Origin of the sequence: Thioclava sp. JE_KL1, assembly GCF_009296265.1 — a bacterium.
In the GTDB taxonomy this organism is placed as follows: domain Bacteria; phylum Pseudomonadota; class Alphaproteobacteria; order Rhodobacterales; family Rhodobacteraceae; genus Thioclava.
The window spans coordinates 61569-79479 of record NZ_WBJS01000008.1; the positions used below are offsets into that span (position 1 = coordinate 61569).

Sequence of the window (17911 nt, forward strand, 5' to 3'; positions counted from 1 at the left end):
CCCGCATTGAAACGGGTCGTGCCGAACCTCGCCGAGATCGGGGCGGGCGCCCCCTTGGACAGGAGAACGACATGTCGAAAGCTCTCATCGCGCTTGGCCTCGTGGCCTTCGTCGCAGCCTGCGCACCCAAGCCTGAGCCCGCGCCGGTGGCCGTCACCACCGAGCCGACCTACACCGGCAAGTACAAATAATCTGCGTGCGGGGCGGGGCGGCAGCCGTCGCCTTGCCCCCGCGATCCCTGCGGGAGCCGTGGCGTTGTGTGATACGCCATACGGTTACCTAGCGGCAATTATCCTTCCAGAGTATGCTCTTAGCCATTCCAACAAAGAATGGGGGAGAGTGAGATGGTCCGAATTTCTCTGGGCGCGCTTGCCTGCGCGGCTCTGCTTGTGGGCTGTGCGCCCAAACCGGAGCCTGCACCTGTCACCGTTGAGCCGGTCTATACCGGCAAATATGGCGGCCCCGTCGCCAGTGGCGGCTCCTGCCGACCGACTGGACGGCTCGTCGACTCGCAATACCCGGCTTCCGTGCCCGACTGTCCGCTCGAATGCGGACCGCTCGAGACTGCCACGGCGGCAACAACGCAGCGACCGGCACAATGTGTGCCCGAGCCGCGCGGCGGATCGACCCAACGTCAGCCGACACCTGGCACGCCAACTTCTTCGACCGACCCGACCGGTGGGAACCAGAACCGAAATCAAACGGGTCAACAATGAAGGCGTAACGCATAAGCTCAGCACGCGCCGTCCCAACATCTTCAAAGGGGAGGGCGCGTCATGCTGAAGCATCGCGGTTTCCCGTCGCGGTTACCCTCGACGGATTATCAATTCACCATTCGCCGTGCCAACAAGAAAGGCGCGACGAAGCTCATCCGGCGTGAACGCTACGCCGATCGCGGTCATGGCGATCGCAAGGCCGATGCGGGCTTCATGGCCGCGCTTTGGGCGCAGTTCGGCGAAGAGCCGTTCGAGCGCGGCAATCTCGATGCGGGCCGGTTGAGCTGGCTCTTCGGGCGCGAGGTGTTGGCTGCCGAAGACCCGTTCGATCCAGAAAGCTACGAGGCGCTTCTCAAAATCGACGTGAAACGCGCGGAAGCCTCCTTCCCGGAGGTCTTCGCCGATCCCGACGCCTTTACCTTCGATGATGACGAGGATGAGGATTGGGCATGATTTCGCTGATGTCCTGCGCGAAATGGCGGCATGCCGCCGAACCTCATGGTTGCAAGGATTTCGCCTTTGCAATCGCCGGTGCGCGCGGTCACATTGAGCGGGCAAGCCGTACTGTCCCCAACACCCGCGGCTTGTTTAATATCCCTACCCCTTCCCTATTCCTGCGGCCTGATCTTATGGTCGGGCCGCAGCTTTTTTCTTCGCAGGGTCAAGGGGGGCTCCGCCAAGATGTGAAGGGGAGCGGCGATAGCTCGCCGATGGGGCTTCAGCTCGCGTTTTCGCCGTTGGCTTTTCACGGCGCCGCGATAAACTCGCGTCCAATCATAACCGCTATTGGAGGCAGTTTCCCATGCGTAAAACCCCGATCCTTCTTGTCCTTGCCGGCCTCGCTCTCGCAGGCTGCATGCAAACCGACGGCCAGCGCGCCCTCGCCGGTGCGGCCGGCGGCGCGATCATCGCGGATGCGACCGACAACAACGCGCTCACCGGCGCGGCTCTCGGCGCGCTCGCGGGCACGTATTGCGACGACGCAGGCGTCTGCCAGCGCTCGTACTAAGCACATCTGCGCGGCTCTGACCGCGTCCGATCGCTATTCGACCGCCATCGGGGCTGCGCGCTCCGGTGGCGGTTTTTCTTTTGTCTCACATCATGAACACGACACGCGGGGCGGGGGGATGCCCCTCCCGCACCGGAAGGGAAGGGCCTGACATGTTCAAGAAAATCCTGATCGCCAACCGTGGCGAGATCGCTTGCCGCGTCATCAAGTCGGCGCAGAAGATGGGGATCAAGACGGTCGCCGTCTATTCCGATGCCGATGCGCAGGCGCTGCATGTCCAAATGGCCGACGAGGCGATCCATATCGGCCCGCCGCCCGCGAACCAATCCTATATCGTGATCGACAAGATCATGGATGCGATCCGTCAGTCGGGCGCCGAGGCGGTTCACCCGGGCTACGGTTTCCTGTCGGAAAACAAGAAGTTCGCCGAGGCGCTGGAAAAAGAGGGCGTCGCCTTCATCGGCCCGCCCTCGGGTGCGATCGAGGCGATGGGCGACAAGATCACCTCGAAGAAGCTCGCGAAAGAGGCGGGCGTGTCGACGGTGCCCGGCTATATGGGCCTGATCGCGGATGCCGACGAGGCGGTGAAGATCTCCGACGAGATCGGCTATCCGGTGATGATCAAGGCCTCCGCAGGTGGCGGCGGCAAGGGGATGCGTATCGCGTGGAATGCCGAAGAGGCGCGCGAGGGCTTCCAGTCGTCCAAGAACGAGGCGGCGAACAGCTTCGGCGACGACCGTATCTTCATCGAGAAATTCGTGACGCAACCGCGCCACATCGAGATTCAGGTGCTCGCCGACAAGCACGGCAACTGCGTCTATCTGAACGAGCGCGAATGCTCGATCCAGCGCCGTAACCAGAAGGTCATCGAAGAGGCGCCGTCGCCCTTCCTCGACCCCGAGACGCGCAAGGCGATGGGCGAGCAGGCCGTGGCCCTGTCGAAAGCGGTGGATTACTGCAGCGCAGGGACCGTGGAATTCATCGTCGATGGCGAGAAGAACTTCTACTTCCTCGAGATGAACACCCGTCTTCAGGTGGAGCACCCGGTCACCGAGCTGATCACCGGCATCGACCTCGTCGAGCAGATGATCCGCGTGGCCGACGGTGAGAAACTTCCGATGAAACAGGAAGATATCGGCATCAACGGCTGGGCCATCGAGAGCCGCCTCTACGCCGAGGATCCCTATCGCAACTTCCTGCCCTCGATCGGGCGTCTGACCCGCTACCGTCCGCCGGTGGAAGGCAAGACCGCTTCGGGCGGCATCGTGCGCAACGATACCGGTGTCTTCGAAGGCGGCGAGATTTCGATGTTCTACGACCCGATGATCGCCAAGCTCTGCACCTGGGCGCCGAACCGTGGCGAGGCCATCGAAGAGATGCGTCTCGCGCTCGATATGTTCGAGGTCGAGGGCATCGGGCACAACCTGCCGTTCTGTGCCGCGGTGATGGATCACGAGCGTTTCGTGACCGGCAACATCACCACCGCCTTCATCGAAGAGGAATATCCTGAAGGGTTCAACGGCGTGACGCTGGACGAGGGGATGCTGCGCAAGGTCGCGGCGGCCACGGCGGCGATGGAGCGCGTGGCCGAGATCCGACGCACCAAGATCTCCGGCACGCTCGGCAACCACGAGCGCAAGGTCGGCGTGGATTGGGCGGTCTCGCTTCAGGATGAGGATTTCAAGCTCAAGGTGAACGCGGATCGCCATGGTTCGACCATCATCTTCGAGGATGGCGAAGAGATGCGCGTCGAGAGCGACTGGACCCCGGGCGACCCGCTGGCCGAGCTGAGCGTGAACGGAGCGCCGCTGGTGCTGAAAGTCGGCAAGATCCCGATGGGCTTCCGCATCCGGGTGCGTGGCGCCGATCTGAAGGTCCATGTCCGCACGCCGCGCCAGTTCGAGCTCGCGCAGCTGATGCCGGTGAAACTGCCGCCGGATACCTCGAAATTCCTGCTTTGCCCGATGCCGGGTCTCGTCGTGAAGATCTCGGTCGAGGAAGGCGCGGAAGTGCAGGAAGGTCAGCCGCTGGCCACCGTCGAGGCGATGAAGATGGAGAACATCCTGCGCGCCGAGAAGAAGGGCACCGTGAAGAAGATCAACGCCGAGGCGGGCGCGAGCCTTGCCGTCGACGACATCATCATGGAGTTCGAATAAGTGACGCCCGCGCCGTGGTATAGGGAGGCCGGGCGACCGGCTCACCCCGCCACGGCGGGGCGCGATCTAGTGGCGTGTGCGCATCGGGGGAGCGGTCAGAAGCCGCGCTCTTCGCGGATCTCGTCGCGCCGGATCGGCATCTTGTCGATCGAGCGGACGATCTCGCGCGCGTCCCACGGGGCGGGCTTGCGCAGGTTTACCGTGCCATCCTTGGCGATGATGACGAGGGAGAACCCGCGCGGGCGCAGCGTGCGGCGCACGTCGCTGGCCGGATCGGGCGTGGTGTCGGTGATGACGACGACGTCACGTCGCGCCAGTTCGGCCCAGTGGTCCTTCAGATACCGGATCTGCTCCTTGAACGCGGGGTCGAGCGGGCTGTCGGCGAAGACCACGATGGGCCGTTTCTGCCAGACGAACGCGTCTAGATCCGCATCCGCCCCATCGACCGGTGCGAAGGGGGGCGTGACCTCGGGCTCTGCCACGGCGAGATCGACGGTGCTGTCCTGGGCTGCGGCCGCGAAGGGTGTCAGCGCAAGAAATGCAGCGAGTCCAAGGGATAATAGACGGGTCATGGGCTCCTCTCTCGTTCCTGATATATGCGCGCGAGCCCCCTCGCACCATGCCGGACCGTGCGAATTTTCGCCAAATGCGTCCTTTAAGCGCCCCGCAAGGACTCGCGGTGCAGACTGGCGCCGGGTTTTCTGGGCTGCGGCGGGGTGCCGCTTGGACCCGGGGCCGTGGGGGCTGGGCATGGATGTCATTCTGCATATCGGGGCGCATCGCACCGCGACGACGACGTTTCAGGCGTGGATGCTACAAAACGCCGACGCGCTGACTTCAGGCGGGATCGCCTATTGGGGGCCGGACCGGACGCGGGCGGGGCTGTTCTCGGGGCTGGTGAAGCGCCCCGATCTGGTGACGCCCGAGGATGGGGCGGCGCTGTCGCGGCTGCGAACCGCGCTGGCGTTCGAACTGGACCGGCTCGCCGATCAGGGGATGCGCCATCTGGTGATCTCGGAGGAGAACCTGCTGGGCGCGATGCCGCAATGCGTGGACATGCTGACGCTCTACCCGGATGCGGCGGGGCGGCTGGAGCGTGCGCGGCAGGTGCTGGGCACGCATCTGGGCGGTGTGGCACTGTCGATGCGGCGCTATGATATGTGGTGGTCCTCGGTGCTGTCGGTGATGGCGGGGCGGGGCGCCGGCCTGCCCGATGCGCGCGGGCTTGCGCGGCTTGCCGATCATCCGCGCGGCTGGCCGGAGGTGATCGCGCAGGCGCAGACCGCGCTTGGGGCGCCCGTCACGGTCTGGAGCCATGAGGCGCTGGGGGCGGAGCCGCAGGCCCAGCTTCAGGCGCTTGTGCCGGGCGAAGGCCTGCCTGCCGGGCTGTTCGATGCCCGCAGGCAGCGCAACGCGGCTCCGGGCCGCGCGGCGCTGCGCGAGGGGCTGGTCCGCGCCGGGCACCGCGTCGCTGCGGGGCCGGGGCGCTGGATGCCTTTCGATCAGGCGCAGCGCGCGCAGATGACCGCCCGCTATCTGGAGGATCTGACTTGGCTGCGCCGCGCGCCGCCGGGACTGAATTTCGTGGAAATGACGGCCGAAGACGCGGGGAAGACACCCGCCGCGGCGACAGTGGAAGAAGGATTTGGCCATGACGGACAAGAAAGAGGACTGGCGTAACCTCGCCGAGAAGGAACTGCGTGGCAGGCCGTTCGAGGACCTGACCTGGAACACGCTCGAAGGGATCGCGGTCAAGCCGCTTTACACCGAAGAGGACGTGGAGGGGCTCGACCATCTGGGCACCATGCCGGGCCTGTCGCCCTTCACGCGCGGCCCGCGGGCGACGATGTATGCGGGCCGTCCGTGGACGATCCGGCAATATGCGGGCTTCTCGACCGCCGAGGAGTCGAACGCCTTCTACCGCAAGGCGCTCGCCGCCGGTCAGCAGGGCGTGTCGGTGGCCTTCGACCTCGCCACCCACCGCGGCTATGACAGCGATCACCCGCGCGTCGAGGGCGATGTCGGCAAGGCGGGCGTGGCGATCGATAGCGTCGAGGACATGAAGATCCTGTTCGACGGTATCCCGCTCGATCAGATCTCGGTCTCGATGACGATGAACGGCGCGGTGATCCCGATCCTCGCCAACTTCATCGTCACCGGCGAAGAGCAGGGCCATGACCGCAGCGTTCTGTCGGGCACGATCCAGAACGACATCCTCAAGGAGTTCATGGTCCGCAACACCTATATCTATCCGCCCGAGCCCTCGATGCGGATCATTGCGGATATCATCGAATACACCTCGAACGAGATGCCGCGGTTCAACTCGATCTCGATCTCCGGCTACCACATGCAGGAGGCTGGCGCGAACCTCGTGCAGGAGCTGGCCTACACGCTGGCGGACGGGCGCGAATACGTGCGCACCGCGATCAAGGCGGGGATGGATGTCGACAAGTTCGCGGGCCGTCTGAGCTTCTTCTTCGCGATCGGGATGAACTTCTTCATGGAGGCCGCCAAGCTGCGTGCGGCGCGCCTGCTGTGGAGCCGGATCATGGAAGAGTTCGAGCCGAAGAAGCCGCAAAGCTCGATGCTGCGCACGCACTGCCAGACTTCGGGCGTCTCGCTCGCCGAGCAGGATCCCTATAACAACGTGATCCGCACGGCGTACGAGGCGATGTCGGCAGCACTTGGCGGTACGCAGTCGCTGCACACCAACGCGCTCGACGAAGCGATCGCGCTGCCCACCGAGTTCTCGGCCCGGATCGCGCGCAACACGCAGCTCATCTTGCAGGAAGAGACGGGGATCACCAACGTGGTCGATCCGCTCGCGGGCTCCTACTACGTCGAAAGCCTCACGGCGGAACTGGCCGAGAAGGCTTGGGAACTGATCGAGGAAGTCGAGGAGATGGGCGGCATGACGAAGGCCGTGGCCTCGGGCATGCCCAAGCTGCGCATCGAGGAGACCGCCGCCCGGCGTCAGGCGCTGATCGACCGGGGCGAGGATGTCGTGGTCGGGGTGAACAAGTATCGCCGCGAGACCGAGGACGAGCTGGATATTCTCGACATCGACAATGCGAAGGTGCGCGACAACCAGATCGCGCGGCTCGAGAAGATGCGGGCCAGCCGCGACGAGGCGGCCTGCGAGGCGGCGCTGACGGAACTGACGCGCCGCGCCTCCGAGGGTGGCAACCTGCTCGAAGCGGCGGTGGAAGCTGCACGCGCCCGGGCCTCTGTGGGAGAGATTTCTATGGCGATGGAAAAGGTGTTCGGACGTCACCGCGCCGAGGTGAAGACTTTGGCTGGTGTCTACGGTGCGGCCTATGACGGCGACGAGGGCTTCGCCCAGATCCAGAAGGACGTCGAGACCTTCGCCGAGGAAGAGGGCCGCCGCCCGCGGATGCTGGTGGTGAAGATGGGTCAGGACGGCCACGACCGCGGCGCCAAGGTGATCGCGACGGCCTTCGCCGATATCGGCTTCGACGTCGATGTGGGTCCGCTCTTCCAGACGCCGGAAGAAGCCGCCCAGGACGCGATCGACAACGACGTGCATGTGGTCGGGATTTCGTCACAGGCGGCCGGTCACAAGACGCTGGCACCGAAGCTGATCGAAGCGCTCAAGGAAAAGGGTGCCGAGGATATCATCGTGATCTGCGGCGGCGTGATCCCGCAGCAGGATTACGACTACCTCAAAAAGGCGGGCGTGAAGGCGATCTTCGGGCCGGGGACCAACATCCCGCTGGCCGCGCGCGAGATCCTCGACATCGTGCGTCAGGCGCGGGCCTGAGGGCGCGGTGGAGGTGGCACGGGCGAGGGGGCTCTGCCCCCGCGCTGACGCGCCCCCCGGGATATTTTGACCAAGGCGAAGTTCGGGCTTTGCTTTGAATTTGGGCGGCGCGCGGGGGAACTCTGCGCGCCGCCAGTCATTTCAAAACATTACAACGATTTAATCACAGGGCGGATTTGCGCGGGTGCATTTCCGCCGCAGCGCGGCTAGACTTGAACCATGGACAAGCCCATCTCCCTTTGGTCGCGTATCGCGCAGGCGCTCTCCGCTCTCGGGCGGGGGGACGCGCTGTCGACCGTTTTCGACAATCTGCGCCAGCCGCCGGAACGCTCGGTCGCTTTCACCATCGCGGTGATCGCGCTGGGGGCGAAGATGGCGAAGGCCGACGGGCAGGTCACGCGCGACGAGGTGGCCGCGTTCCGGCGGATTTTCCAGATCCCGCCGGAAGAGGAAGCCAATGCCGCGCGCGTCTTCAACATGGCGCGCACCGATGTGGCGGGTTTCGACGCCTATGCCCGCAAGATCGCCAATATGTTCGGCCCCGGCGCGGATGTTCTGAAAGACGTGCTGGAAGGGCTGTTCTTCATCGCGCTGGCCGATGGCGATTACCACGAGGGCGAGGATGCCTTCCTGTTGGAGGTCGCGCGGATTTTCGGGCTGGAGGAATGTTGTTTCCGCGCGATGCGTTCGGCCTTCGTGGAAGATGCCGATCCCGATCCGTGGACCGTGCTGGAAGTCGAGCCCGGCACGCCGCTTCCCGAAGTGCGCAAGGTCTGGCGCAACAAGGTGCGCGAGGCCCATCCCGACCGGGCAATTGCCCGCGGTCTGCCTGAGGAAGCCGTGCAGCTCTCCGAGGCGCGGGTGATCGCGCTCAACAAGGCCTGGGAGGAAATCCGCGCCAGCCATGCGGAGGCGTGATGCGGATCGCCACTTGGAATATCGAGTGGTTCAACAGCCTTTTCGCGCGCAACGGGACGCTTCTCGACGATAGTGAATGGTCGGCGCGCTACAACGTGACGCGCAGCCAGCAGACCGGCGCGATCGCGATCGTGATGAGCGCGCTGGAGGCCGATGTGCTTCTGGTGGTCGAGGCGCCCGACGACAATCATCGCCACAAGACGGTGGATATGCTCGAAGGCTTCGCGGAGCGGTTCGGGCTGCGCCAGCGTCGCGCGCTTCTGGGCTTTTCCAACGACACGCAGCAGGAGTTGGCGCTGCTTTATGATCCCGATGTCGTGACGGCGCGACACGATCCGCAAAGCTCGGAGGCGTGGCCGCGCTTCGATGGCAGCCTGCGGATCGACCTCGATATCGATGCGCGGATGGATACGGTCACCTTTTCCAAGCCTCCGCTGGAAGTCGCGCTGGGAACGCAGAGCGGGGAAGTGCTTCGGCTGATCGGCGTGCATGTGAAGTCGAAAGCCCCGCATGGCGCGACGAGCCTCGAGACAGCCACCCGCATGGCGATCGAGAACCGGCGCAAGCAATTGGCGCAGTCGATCTGGATCCGCGGCCGCGTGGAGGAACATCTCGCGGCGGGCGACAGCCTGATCGTGCTGGGGGATTTCAACGACGGTCCCGGGCTCGACGAATACGAGAAGCTGTTCGGGCGCTCGGGCGTGGAGATCGTCGCGGGCGAGGGCGGGCCGGACGCGGAGCGGCTGCACGATCCTCATGCGCGGCTGTCGAAAGCGCATCACACGGCCGCTGCGCCAAGTTCCGCGCGGTTCTACCTCGTCGATCAGAAGCAGTATTTCTCGGCCATGCTGGATTATGTGATGCTCTCGCCCGATCTGGCGGCCCGGGCGAAGAATTGGCGTATCTGGCACCCGTTCGACGACCCGCATATCTACCGCGTGCCCGAATTGCGCGAGGCGCTTTTGCAGGCCTCCGATCATTTTCCCGTCTCGGTCGATATCGACTGATCGGGGGCGTGATTTTCGCGCCGCTTGCACGTAGGATCGGGAGCATGAAACAGCCACTCGTCATCGCTCTCTCGCTCGCCCTTCTGGCAACGCCCGTCTCCGCGCAGGAGGAGGGCGGCGACGCTGGCGGCGATGTCGATCGCGGGCTCTCGTTGCTGCAGGAAGGGGCGCAGTCGCTGTTTCGGGGGCTCATGGGCGAAATGAAGCCGCAGCTCGACGAGATGCAAAAAGGCTTGGGGGAGGCCGCAGCCCAGTTGGGGCCGAAGCTGCGCCAGTTCCTCGCGCTGGTTGACGACATGTCGAATTACGGCGCGCCCGAGCGGCTGCCAAATGGCGATATCATCATGCGGCGCAACTCGGACGCGCCGCCGCCGCCGCCTTTGATGACCGAGCCGCCGGAGGATGCGCCGCAAAAGGACGCGCCGAACCAGGGCGGGCCCATCGAGATCCCGGAGGGCGGCATCGAGCTTTAATCGGTGATGATCGGCTCGGCCTTCAGCGCATTCGCAAGCGAGCGGAAGCGCGACTCGGCGACCTCGCCCATCAGCGCCTTGCCGCGCTTGGTCAGTTTCAACTCCAGCTCGCCCTTCTTGGCCGAATATTTCAGCTCGCCCGCATCGGCGGGGCTGTGGGTCGCGAACATCGAGCCGAAGCGCATCGCCTTGCCCAGAACCTCGGCCTCCTGAATCTGCTCTTCCGTCAGCAGCGGCAGGAACGGCTCCAGCCGCGATCCGCCGCGCGAGTTCTTGTAGCGGTGCAGCAGCGCCACGCCGAGCCAGATCCGCTCGGGGTGGGACATGGCCGAATAGTTCGCGCGGGTGACGTTCTCGAAACAGGCCTCGGCGCGGTAATCGGGATGGGTGCGCCACGTCGTGTCATGCAGCAGGCAGGCCGCGCGCACGAGGCGGAATTTCTCGGGCGGAAGGGGCCCGAAGATCGGCTCGATGAAGGCGTGGAGCTTCTTGCCGAAACCGGGCATCCGGCTCATCACGCGCTCGGTATGGCGCGCGGCTTCCACCAGTGGATCGCGGCGGCGCAGCCGTTCGGGCATCTGCTCATAAAGCAGCCCTTCACGGATCCCGTAGGCGGAGACGTCAATCTCCTTGGGCTCGAAGGTGGCGATCAACTCGCGCAGCACCTGGCTGGCGAGCGGGACCAGTTCCATCCGCGCCGAGGAGGTGCCGGTTTTCGCGCGCAGCTTCTCCATGTCGGATTTGCCGATCCACTCGATCGTCTCGCCCAGCTCGTCGGGCTTCATCCGGTATTCGTGCTGCACCAGCAGCGGGTAGTCGCGCCGCTCCATGTCGAGACGTGCGATGGCGCGCCACGAGCCGCCGACGAGGTAGATGCGTTCGTGTTCGGTGCCGACCTTCTCGGCCAGCTCTTGCATCGTCGCCTGAATATGGGCGGTGATCGCTTTCTTGCCGCCGGAGATCTGCTGCAGACGGAAGGGGCCGAGCTGCGAGGTCGCGCGACGCCAGACCTTGCCGCCGCGAATCTCGGCCAATTCCATGGAGTTGCCACCGATATCGCAGACGAGGCCCTCGGCCTCGGGCCAGCCCAGAAGCACCCCTTGCGCGGACAGCCGGGCCTCTTCAAGCCCGTCGACGATATGGACCTTGAGGCCGGTCTCTTTCTCGATCTTGCGGTGAAACTCGGGGCCGTCCTCGGCATCGCGCATCGCAGCGGTGGCGACGCAGGTGAGCGGGCCGATGTCCATCCCCTCGGCGAGCGCGGCGAAGCGGTTGAGCGCGGTCAGCCCGCGTTCGCGCCCCTCGGGATTGAGCTTTCCGGTTTCCGCCAGACCTTGGCCGAGACCCGCCATGACCTTCTCGTTGAAGAAATAGGCGGGGCTGCGCGCCGCCCCGTCGAAGACCACCATCCGGATCGAGTTGGAGCCGATATCGACAACGCCGACGCGCGAGAGCGCGCGTACGGACGGGTCATCGAAGAGAGGCTGGCCGAACGGATCCCAATCGTCGCTGTCATCAACTGCCGGCGCCGCTTTGTCTTTGCTCATCTGCCCGTCCGTTCGAGTCGTTCGCACCCAAAGCTAGGGCTAGTCGAAGCTATGGGCAAGTTCGGGAACGTCGCTTGCCCCAGCGGAACCCCGGCCCGAGAGCGACGGATATTCCATGAAGAACCGGTGGCAGGAGAACAGGTCCTCGCGGTCGTCGGGCAGGTGGCGGATGAACTTGCCGTCGGGCTGCAAAATCCAGCTCTGCGCCTCGTCGGCCATGTTCGCCGCCATGATCTGGCTGACGATCTGCGCCTTCACCGTGGGGTTCTTGGCCTCCACCAGAGTCTCGACCCGGCGGTTGAGGTTGCGCCCCATCCAGTCGGCGGAGGAGAAGAACACCCGCGCGTCGTTCGACGGCAGGGCGTGGCCATTGCCGAAGCACACGATGCGCGAATGCTCGAGGAAACGCCCGACGATGGATTTGACGCGGATATTCTCGGACAGGCCCTTGATGCTGGGGCGGATGCCACAGATGCCGCGGATCACGAGCGAGATTTTCACCCCCGCCTGCGACGCCCGGTAGAGCGCGTCGATCACGTCGGATTCGATCAGCGAGTTCATCTTCGCCCAGATCGCCGCGGGTTTGCCCGCCTTGGCGTGTTCGATCTCGCGGTCGATCAGGTCCAGCAGGCGCGGCTTCAGCGTGATCGGCGAGATTGCGAGGTTCTCCAGGCCCTCGGGTTGCACATAGCCCGAAAGGTAGTTGAAGACCTTCGTCGCATCGCGCCCCAGTGCCGCGTCGCAGGTGAAGAAGCTCAGATCGGTATAAATCTTCGCGGTGATCGGGTGGTAATTGCCCGTGCCGTAATGGGTGTAGGTCACGAGATGGTCGCCCTCGCGGCGCACAACGGTCGAGATCTTGGCGTGGGTCTTATAGTTGATGAACCCGTAGACGACATGGGCGCCCGCGCGCTCCAGACGGCGCGACTGGCGGATATTGGCGGCCTCGTCGAACCGGGCTTTCAGTTCAACCAGAGCGGTCACGGACTTGCCGTTCTCAGCCGCCTCACACAGCGAGGAGACGACGGGGCTGTCTTTCGATGTCCGATAGAGCGTCTGCTTGATCGCCAGCACGTTGGGATCGTTCGCCGCCTGATCGATGAAGCGCACCACCAGATCGAAGGTCTCGTAGGGATGGTGCAGCAGAATGTCCTTCTGCTTGATCGCGGCGAACATGTCGCCCTCGTGGTCCTGCACGCGTTCGGGCACACGCGGGGTGAAGGTCGGCCAGAGCAGATCGGGCCGCTCGTTCAGGATCAGTTCCTTCACATCAGCAATGCCGACCAGCCCCTTTTCCTCGACGACCTCGTCGGGGTCGACATGCAGCTCGCGCATTACCAGCGCCTGCAGGTCTTCGGGCGCGCCGGGGGAGACCGACATGCGGATGACCTGCCCGCGGCGGCGGCGTTTCAGCGCGGTTTCGAATTCGCGCACGAGGTCTTCGGCCTCGTCCTCGACTTCAAGATCGCTGTCGCGCAGCACCCGGAAGGAGCACGAGCCCACATCCTTGTAGCCCGGGAAGAGCGAGCTCAGATGCAGCATCAGAAGCTGTTCGAGCGGCAGGAAGCGCGCCTCGCCCGGCAGACGCACGAAACGGTCGATCTGCGCGGGGATCGGCAGGAGCGCCTGCAACCGGCGCTGATCGCTTTCCCGCTCCAGCTCCAGCGCGAGGCAGAAGCCGGTATTCGGGATGAAGGGGAAGGGGTGCGCGGGGTCGATCGCCAGCGGCGAGAGCACCGGGAAGACGTTGTTGAGGAAGTGATCCGAGAGAAAATCGAGATCGCGCTTGGTCAGCCGCGAGCGGCTCACCACATGGATGCCTTCGCGCTCCATCTCGCGCTTGAGCGCCGACCACGTCGCCTGCTGGGTGTCCATCAGCCGCCGGGCATTGGCGTTGATCTTTTCCAGCTGCTCGGCCGGGGTCAGCCCGTCATCGGAGGCGTTCACGTTGCTCTCGCGCACAAGCTCCATCAGGCCCGCCACGCGCACGGTGTAGAATTCGTCGAGATTGGTGGCCGAGATCGACAGGAAGCGCACGCGTTCCAGGAGCGGCACACGCGGATTGCGCGACTCTTCCAGCACCCGCCAGTTGAAGGCCAGCCAGCTCAGTTCCCGGTTGAAGAACCGGCCCGGTCCGCTGATCTCCGACTCGGGCAGCGTGATCGGCGTGGGGAAGGGGGTCTTGAGGAAATCTGCTTGGGTCATGGCGCGCTTATCGTTGGATTTTGTAATGGCTCCGTGACAGTTTGCGCGGCTCAGTCGAGACTGTCCAGAACCTCCGCCGCCAGTCTTTGGGTGATCGCACGGCGCTGCGCCAGAGCCTGCCGATCGAGCGCCGCGACCAGTTTGCGCGCGGTCGCCAGAGAGCGGTCCATCCGCGTGACCAGCCAGCCGATCAGGTTCGGTGGAACGGTCAGTTGCCGGTCCGAGAACAGCTTCACCAGAACGGCCGCCAGCAGCGCGTCATCGGGGGGCGTGATCCGCACCGTCGCGGTCGCCTCCATCCGGCTGATCAGATCGGGCAGGGTCATCCCCCAGTCGCGTGGCGGCGTGCGCGCGGTCAGCAAAAGCCGCCCGCCCTCGGCCTGCATCAGATTGTGCAGGTGAAAAAGCGCGCGCTGGCCCGCCTCATCCGCGCCGATCCTCTCGGCGCGTTCGATCACGGTCGCGCCCTTGGCGACGAGGGCAGGGGCCATCTCTTCGGTCAGATCACGTGCGGGGAGGATGTCGGCGCCCTGTTCATCGGCCCAGATCGTCGCGAGATGCGTCTTGCCCGCGCCTTCCGGCCCGATCAGGATCATCCGGCCCAGCGGCCATGTTTCGGGCGCATCGAGGGTCGTCACCGCCAGCGCATTGGCTGGCGAGATGAAGAAGTCTTCACGCCCCTGCGCGGAACGCAGGTGCAGCGGGAAGGTCAACTGCTCGGCCATTCTCAGCTCTCGTGTTCGGTCGTCTCGGTCGCGCCCGTCACTTCCCCGGTCTCCTCGTTGATGAGAGAGATCGGCGAATGGGCTGTCGGCTCGCGCTCCGTTTGCCCTCGGTAAAGCGCCCCTTGCAGATATTGGTCGATGAAGAAGCGCGCAACCACTCCGATCACTGCAGCGACGGGAACGGCGACCAACATGCCAACAAAACCGAACAAAGTGCCGAAAGCGGACAGCGCGAAGATCAGCCAGAGCGGATGCAGCCCGACCGAATCGCCCACGAGTTTCGGGGTGACGAAATTGCCTTCGAGAAACTGACCGAGCACGAAGATGCCCGCGACGATGCCGATATTGAACCACTCGCCCCAGAACTGGAACAGCGCGAGGCCGATGGCGAGCGCGCCGCCGATGATCGCCCCGATATAGGGGATGAAGGTCAGCGCACCTGCGACCGAGCCGACCAGCAGCCCGAAATCGAGCCCCGCCGCCATCAGCGCAATCGCATAGAAGGTGCCCAGCACGAGGCAGACCGTGACCTGACCGCGCACGAAGCCCGAGAGCACCCGGTCGATATCGCGGGCGATGGTGCGGATCGTGTGGACGTGGTCGCGCGGCAGCCAGCCATCGACCTTCGCTACCATCCGATCCCAGTCGAGCAGCATGTAGAAGGCCACGACCGGCACCACGACGATGAAGATGATGACGTTCACCAGCGTCATCGCCGAACTCAGCAGGGTCGCCGCCAATTCACCGCCCCGCGCCTTGATCGCGGTGCCGAGCGTATTGAGCGTGTCGTTCACGACCGAGTTTTGCAGGAGATTGGGGAAGCGCTCGTTCAGGAAGGTCTGCAACGAGGACAGCAGATCAGGGGCGAGCGCGACGAGCTGTCCCAACTGCCGCGCCAGCATCGGCACCACGGCGAGCGCAAGGATCACGAAAATCAGCACCGTCGCCAGCCCGATAATCGCGGTAGAGACCGCACGGCTCAACCCCAGCTTCTCCAGCCGGTCGGCCAGCGGGTCGAGGAAATAGGCGATCGCGCCGCCCATTATGAAGGGCAGGATGACATTGCCCAGCCACCACAGCGACAAGATCAGCACCAGAGCGGCGACGGACCAATAGGTGACTTGCTGGCGGGCAGGCAGGGCCATGCGCGGTCCTTTTCAGCGATGCGTTCGCTTTAACGTGGCGAAATGCGGTGGGAAATCAAGTGCGGGCGCACGCGCCCCTTCCTCTTGGCGGAAATATCCCGGGGGAGGCGCGGATGCGCCGGGGGCGGAGCCCCCTCATAGGCGACAGCCGCAACCTGCGCCACCATCTTGCCCAACGCCCCCGTTTCCTCTAGGCCAAACGCAACGTCTGACACCAACCCTCGAAGGACCGCTCATGCGCCTGTCCCGCTATTTTCTTCCCGTTCTCAAGGAAACCCCCGCCGAGGCGCAGATCGCCTCGCATCGGCTGATGCTGCGTGCGGGCATGATCAAGCAGCAGCAGGCCGGGATCTATTCCTGGCTGCCGATGGGCTTCAAGGTGCTGCGCCGGATCGAGCAGATCGTGCATGAAGAGCAGGCGCGCGCCGGCCATCTCGCGATCCAGATGCCGACGCTGCAATCGGCCGATCTGTGGCGCGAGTCGGGCCGCTATGACGGCTATGGCGAGGAGATGCTGCGCATCACCGACCGGCAGGGGCGCGATATGCTGTACTCGCCCACCGCCGAGGAGATGGTCACCGATATCTTCCGCGCGCATGTCTCCAGCTACAAGCAGCTGCCGCTGACGCTCTATCAGATCCAGTGGAAATTCCGCGACGAGATCCGCCCGCGCTTCGGCGTGATGCGGGGGCGCGAATTCCTGATGAAGGATGGCTACAACTTCGACCTCAGCAAGGAAGACGCGCTGCACGCCTATAACCGCCACCTCGTCAGCTACCTGCGCACCTATGAGCGCATGGGTCTGCAGGCGATCCCGATGCGCGCCGATAGCGGCCCGATCGGCGGCGACTACACCCATGAATTCCTCGTGCTGGCCGAGACGGGCGAGTCGGAGGTCTTCTACGACAGCGAGATCACCGATCTGACCTTCGGCGACCGCGAGATCGACTACGACGACGTGGCGCAGTGCCAAAGCGTGCTGGAGGAGTTCACTTCGCGCTATGCCCGCACCGACGAGACCCATGACGAGGCGGCCTTCAACGAGGTCCCGGAAGAGCGTCGCCGCGTCGCGCGCGGCATCGAGGTCGGTCAGATCTTCTATTTCGGCACGCAATATTCCGAGGCGCTGGGCGCGAGTGTCCAGACCCCGGACGGTTCGAAAGTCCCGGTCCATATGGGCTCGCACGGGATCGGCGTGAGCCGTCTTGTAGGCGCGCTGATCGAGGCGAACCACGACGACAAGGGCATCATCTGGCCCGAGGGCGTGACGCCGTTCCATGTCGGTATCGTCAATCTCAAGCAGGGCGATGTCAGCTGCGACAGCGCCTGCGAAGCGCTCTACCGCGCGTTCCTCGATCACGGGCTCGACCCGCTCTATGACGACCGCGAAGAGCGCGCGGGCGCGAAATTCGCCACCATGGACCTGATCGGTCTGCCGTGGCGCATCACCGTCGGTCCGCGCGGGATCGCGGCCAACAAGGTGGAACTTACCTGCCGCCGCACCGGCGAGAGCGAAGAGATGCCGGCGGAAGAGGCGGTCGAGAAGATCGTGGGCATCTATGAAGGGCTTTGATCTGATCTTTGCCGCCAGCGCGGTCGCGGCGAGCCTGCTCGCCGGGCCCGCTTTGGCCGAAGGTACGGGGCAGGGCGCCGAGCAGGGGCTCGTGGCGTGGTCGAGCGACGCGCTCGGCATCTCTGCGAAAGTGCCGCAGGGCTGGACGTCGGATGAGATGCCGGGGGGCGGGATCCTGTTCTCCGCCCCTGATATCGACCCGCACAAGACCGCCCATGTCGCGCTGCGCGCCCATGCCGATCAGGGGTCTGATCTGGCGGCTGCGCATGATCAACTGCTGCACACGATCCTGCTCGATGGCGACACGGTGCTGTCGGATGACGTGACCGAGGACGGGTTCGCAATCCGCTCCAAGGACACGTTCGGCAAGGTGACGCTGCGCAAGACCGAGCGGCTCGATTGCGCGGGTGGGGCGGTGCTGGCCTCCGTGCAGACCGATTACCCCGCCGATCTGGCCGAGGGCATGGCGCCGCTTCTGGCCGATGTGCCCGGCACGTTGGGCTGTAAATAGGGGGCTCTGCCCCCGCCCGTTCCGGGCTCCCCCGGGATATTTCGACCAAGCCGAAACAGGCGCGCTCTCGCCGCTATGACCGGGCGCAGGCTTGACCTTTCGACCCCGCCGCGCCAGCTTGCGCCGAATTTTCGTGGATGGAGCC

The 17911-nt window shown here is 64.8% G+C and carries 15 protein-coding genes; 10 read left to right on the forward strand and 5 right to left on the reverse strand.

What is annotated here, in order from left to right; all coding sequences use genetic code 11:
- Positions 1-776: 776 nt before the first annotated feature.
- The 3 genes from F8R15_RS16200 (at position 777) to F8R15_RS16210 (ending at position 3881) form a co-directional block, all read left to right on the forward strand.
- Positions 777-1169: a hypothetical protein gene (locus F8R15_RS16200; protein ID WP_083078880.1), complete on the forward strand. Its 393-nt coding sequence runs from the start codon at positions 777-779 to the stop codon at positions 1167-1169.
- Positions 1170-1518: 349 nt separating this feature from the next.
- Positions 1519-1725, forward strand: coding sequence for a hypothetical protein (locus tag F8R15_RS16205; RefSeq protein ID WP_078571734.1), 207 nt, complete (start codon positions 1519-1521; stop codon positions 1723-1725).
- Between the two features lie 152 nt (positions 1726-1877).
- Positions 1878-3881 carry an acetyl/propionyl/methylcrotonyl-CoA carboxylase subunit alpha gene (locus F8R15_RS16210; RefSeq protein WP_152845284.1) on the forward strand — a complete coding sequence of 668 codons (2004 nt, stop codon included), beginning with the start codon at positions 1878-1880 and terminating at the stop codon, positions 3879-3881.
- Between the two features lie 95 nt (positions 3882-3976).
- On the opposite strand, the gene F8R15_RS16215 is transcribed toward F8R15_RS16210, so the two are convergent.
- Positions 3977-4453, reverse strand: coding sequence for a DUF4174 domain-containing protein (locus F8R15_RS16215; RefSeq protein WP_152845285.1), 477 nt, complete (start codon positions 4451-4453; stop codon positions 3977-3979).
- A gap of 178 nt (positions 4454-4631) precedes the next feature.
- On the opposite strand from F8R15_RS16215, the gene F8R15_RS16220 reads away from it, so the two are divergent.
- The 5 genes from F8R15_RS16220 (at position 4632) to F8R15_RS16240 (ending at position 10060) form a co-directional block, all read left to right on the forward strand.
- On the forward strand, positions 4632-5561 hold the full coding sequence (locus tag F8R15_RS16220; protein WP_152845286.1) for a hypothetical protein: 930 nt from the start codon (positions 4632-4634) through the stop codon (positions 5559-5561).
- Complete coding sequence (gene scpA / locus F8R15_RS16225) at positions 5533-7662, forward strand: methylmalonyl-CoA mutase (RefSeq protein ID WP_078606120.1); 2130 nt, start codon at positions 5533-5535, stop codon at positions 7660-7662. Before F8R15_RS16220 ends, scpA begins: the two co-directional genes overlap by 29 nt.
- Before the next feature lie 231 nt (positions 7663-7893).
- Positions 7894-8580 carry a TerB family tellurite resistance protein gene (locus tag F8R15_RS16230; protein WP_368731086.1) on the forward strand — a complete coding sequence of 229 codons (687 nt, stop codon included), beginning with the start codon at positions 7894-7896 and terminating at the stop codon, positions 8578-8580.
- Complete coding sequence (locus F8R15_RS16235; protein WP_152845288.1) at positions 8580-9587, forward strand: endonuclease/exonuclease/phosphatase family protein; 1008 nt, start codon at positions 8580-8582, stop codon at positions 9585-9587. The genes F8R15_RS16230 and F8R15_RS16235 overlap by 1 nt, the downstream gene beginning before the upstream one ends.
- 44 nt (positions 9588-9631) lie before the next feature.
- Positions 9632-10060, forward strand: coding sequence for an AAA+ family ATPase (locus F8R15_RS16240; RefSeq protein WP_152845289.1), 429 nt, complete (start codon positions 9632-9634; stop codon positions 10058-10060).
- Here the strand turns inward: F8R15_RS16240 and F8R15_RS16245 are convergent.
- From F8R15_RS16245 to F8R15_RS16260, 4 genes are read right to left on the reverse strand one after another with little or no spacing between them, the layout of a single operon-like run.
- The gene (locus F8R15_RS16245; protein WP_152845290.1) at positions 10057-11607 is read right to left on the reverse strand and encodes a Ppx/GppA family phosphatase; all 1551 of its coding nucleotides are present in this window, start codon (positions 11605-11607) and stop codon (positions 10057-10059) included. The two genes, F8R15_RS16240 and F8R15_RS16245, sit on opposite strands and share 4 nt — an antisense overlap.
- Positions 11608-11646: 39 nt before the next feature.
- Positions 11647-13812 (reverse strand): RNA degradosome polyphosphate kinase, encoded by a 2166-nt coding sequence (locus F8R15_RS16250; protein ID WP_152845291.1) that lies wholly within the window; start codon positions 13810-13812, stop codon positions 11647-11649.
- 50 nt (positions 13813-13862) lie between these two features.
- A complete protein-coding gene (locus F8R15_RS16255) occupies positions 13863-14537 on the reverse strand; it encodes a DnaA/Hda family protein (RefSeq protein WP_152845292.1) in 675 nt (224 codons plus the stop codon).
- A gap of 2 nt (positions 14538-14539) precedes the next feature.
- Positions 14540-15682 (reverse strand): AI-2E family transporter, encoded by a 1143-nt coding sequence (locus tag F8R15_RS16260; protein ID WP_152845293.1) that lies wholly within the window; start codon positions 15680-15682, stop codon positions 14540-14542.
- Between the two features lie 235 nt (positions 15683-15917).
- On the opposite strand from F8R15_RS16260, the gene proS reads away from it, so the two are divergent.
- Together proS and F8R15_RS16270 are read left to right on the forward strand one after the other, a co-directional pair.
- A complete protein-coding gene (gene proS, locus F8R15_RS16265; protein ID WP_078522843.1) occupies positions 15918-17255 on the forward strand; it encodes a proline--tRNA ligase in 1338 nt (445 codons plus the stop codon).
- Positions 17242-17766 carry a hypothetical protein gene (locus F8R15_RS16270; RefSeq protein ID WP_152845294.1) on the forward strand — a complete coding sequence of 175 codons (525 nt, stop codon included), beginning with the start codon at positions 17242-17244 and terminating at the stop codon, positions 17764-17766. The genes proS and F8R15_RS16270 overlap by 14 nt, the downstream gene beginning before the upstream one ends.
- The last annotated feature ends 145 nt before the right edge of the window (positions 17767-17911 follow it).

What these genes read in the sequence shown, in the direction of transcription:
- F8R15_RS16200 (WP_083078880.1), top strand. Translation starts at nt 777, where the DNA reads ATGCTGAAGCATCGCGGTTTCCCGTCGCGGTTACCCTCGACGGATTAT.
- F8R15_RS16205 (WP_078571734.1), top strand. Translation starts at nt 1,519, where the DNA reads ATGCGTAAAACCCCGATCCTTCTTGTCCTTGCCGGCCTCGCTCTCGCA.
- F8R15_RS16210 (WP_152845284.1), top strand. Translation starts at nt 1,878, where the DNA reads ATGTTCAAGAAAATCCTGATCGCCAACCGTGGCGAGATCGCTTGCCGC.
- F8R15_RS16215 (WP_152845285.1), bottom strand. Translation starts at nt 4,453, where the DNA reads ATGACCCGTCTATTATCCCTTGGACTCGCTGCATTTCTTGCGCTGACA.
- F8R15_RS16220 (WP_152845286.1), top strand. Translation starts at nt 4,632, where the DNA reads ATGGATGTCATTCTGCATATCGGGGCGCATCGCACCGCGACGACGACG.
- scpA (WP_078606120.1), top strand. Translation starts at nt 5,533, where the DNA reads ATGACGGACAAGAAAGAGGACTGGCGTAACCTCGCCGAGAAGGAACTG.
- F8R15_RS16235 (WP_152845288.1), top strand. Translation starts at nt 8,580, where the DNA reads ATGCGGATCGCCACTTGGAATATCGAGTGGTTCAACAGCCTTTTCGCG.
- F8R15_RS16240 (WP_152845289.1), top strand. Translation starts at nt 9,632, where the DNA reads ATGAAACAGCCACTCGTCATCGCTCTCTCGCTCGCCCTTCTGGCAACG.
- F8R15_RS16245 (WP_152845290.1), bottom strand. Translation starts at nt 11,607, where the DNA reads ATGAGCAAAGACAAAGCGGCGCCGGCAGTTGATGACAGCGACGATTGG.
- F8R15_RS16250 (WP_152845291.1), bottom strand. Translation starts at nt 13,812, where the DNA reads ATGACCCAAGCAGATTTCCTCAAGACCCCCTTCCCCACGCCGATCACG.
- F8R15_RS16255 (WP_152845292.1), bottom strand. Translation starts at nt 14,537, where the DNA reads ATGGCCGAGCAGTTGACCTTCCCGCTGCACCTGCGTTCCGCGCAGGGG.
- F8R15_RS16260 (WP_152845293.1), bottom strand. Translation starts at nt 15,682, where the DNA reads ATGGCCCTGCCTGCCCGCCAGCAAGTCACCTATTGGTCCGTCGCCGCT.
- proS (WP_078522843.1), top strand. Translation starts at nt 15,918, where the DNA reads ATGCGCCTGTCCCGCTATTTTCTTCCCGTTCTCAAGGAAACCCCCGCC.
- F8R15_RS16270 (WP_152845294.1), top strand. Translation starts at nt 17,242, where the DNA reads ATGAAGGGCTTTGATCTGATCTTTGCCGCCAGCGCGGTCGCGGCGAGC.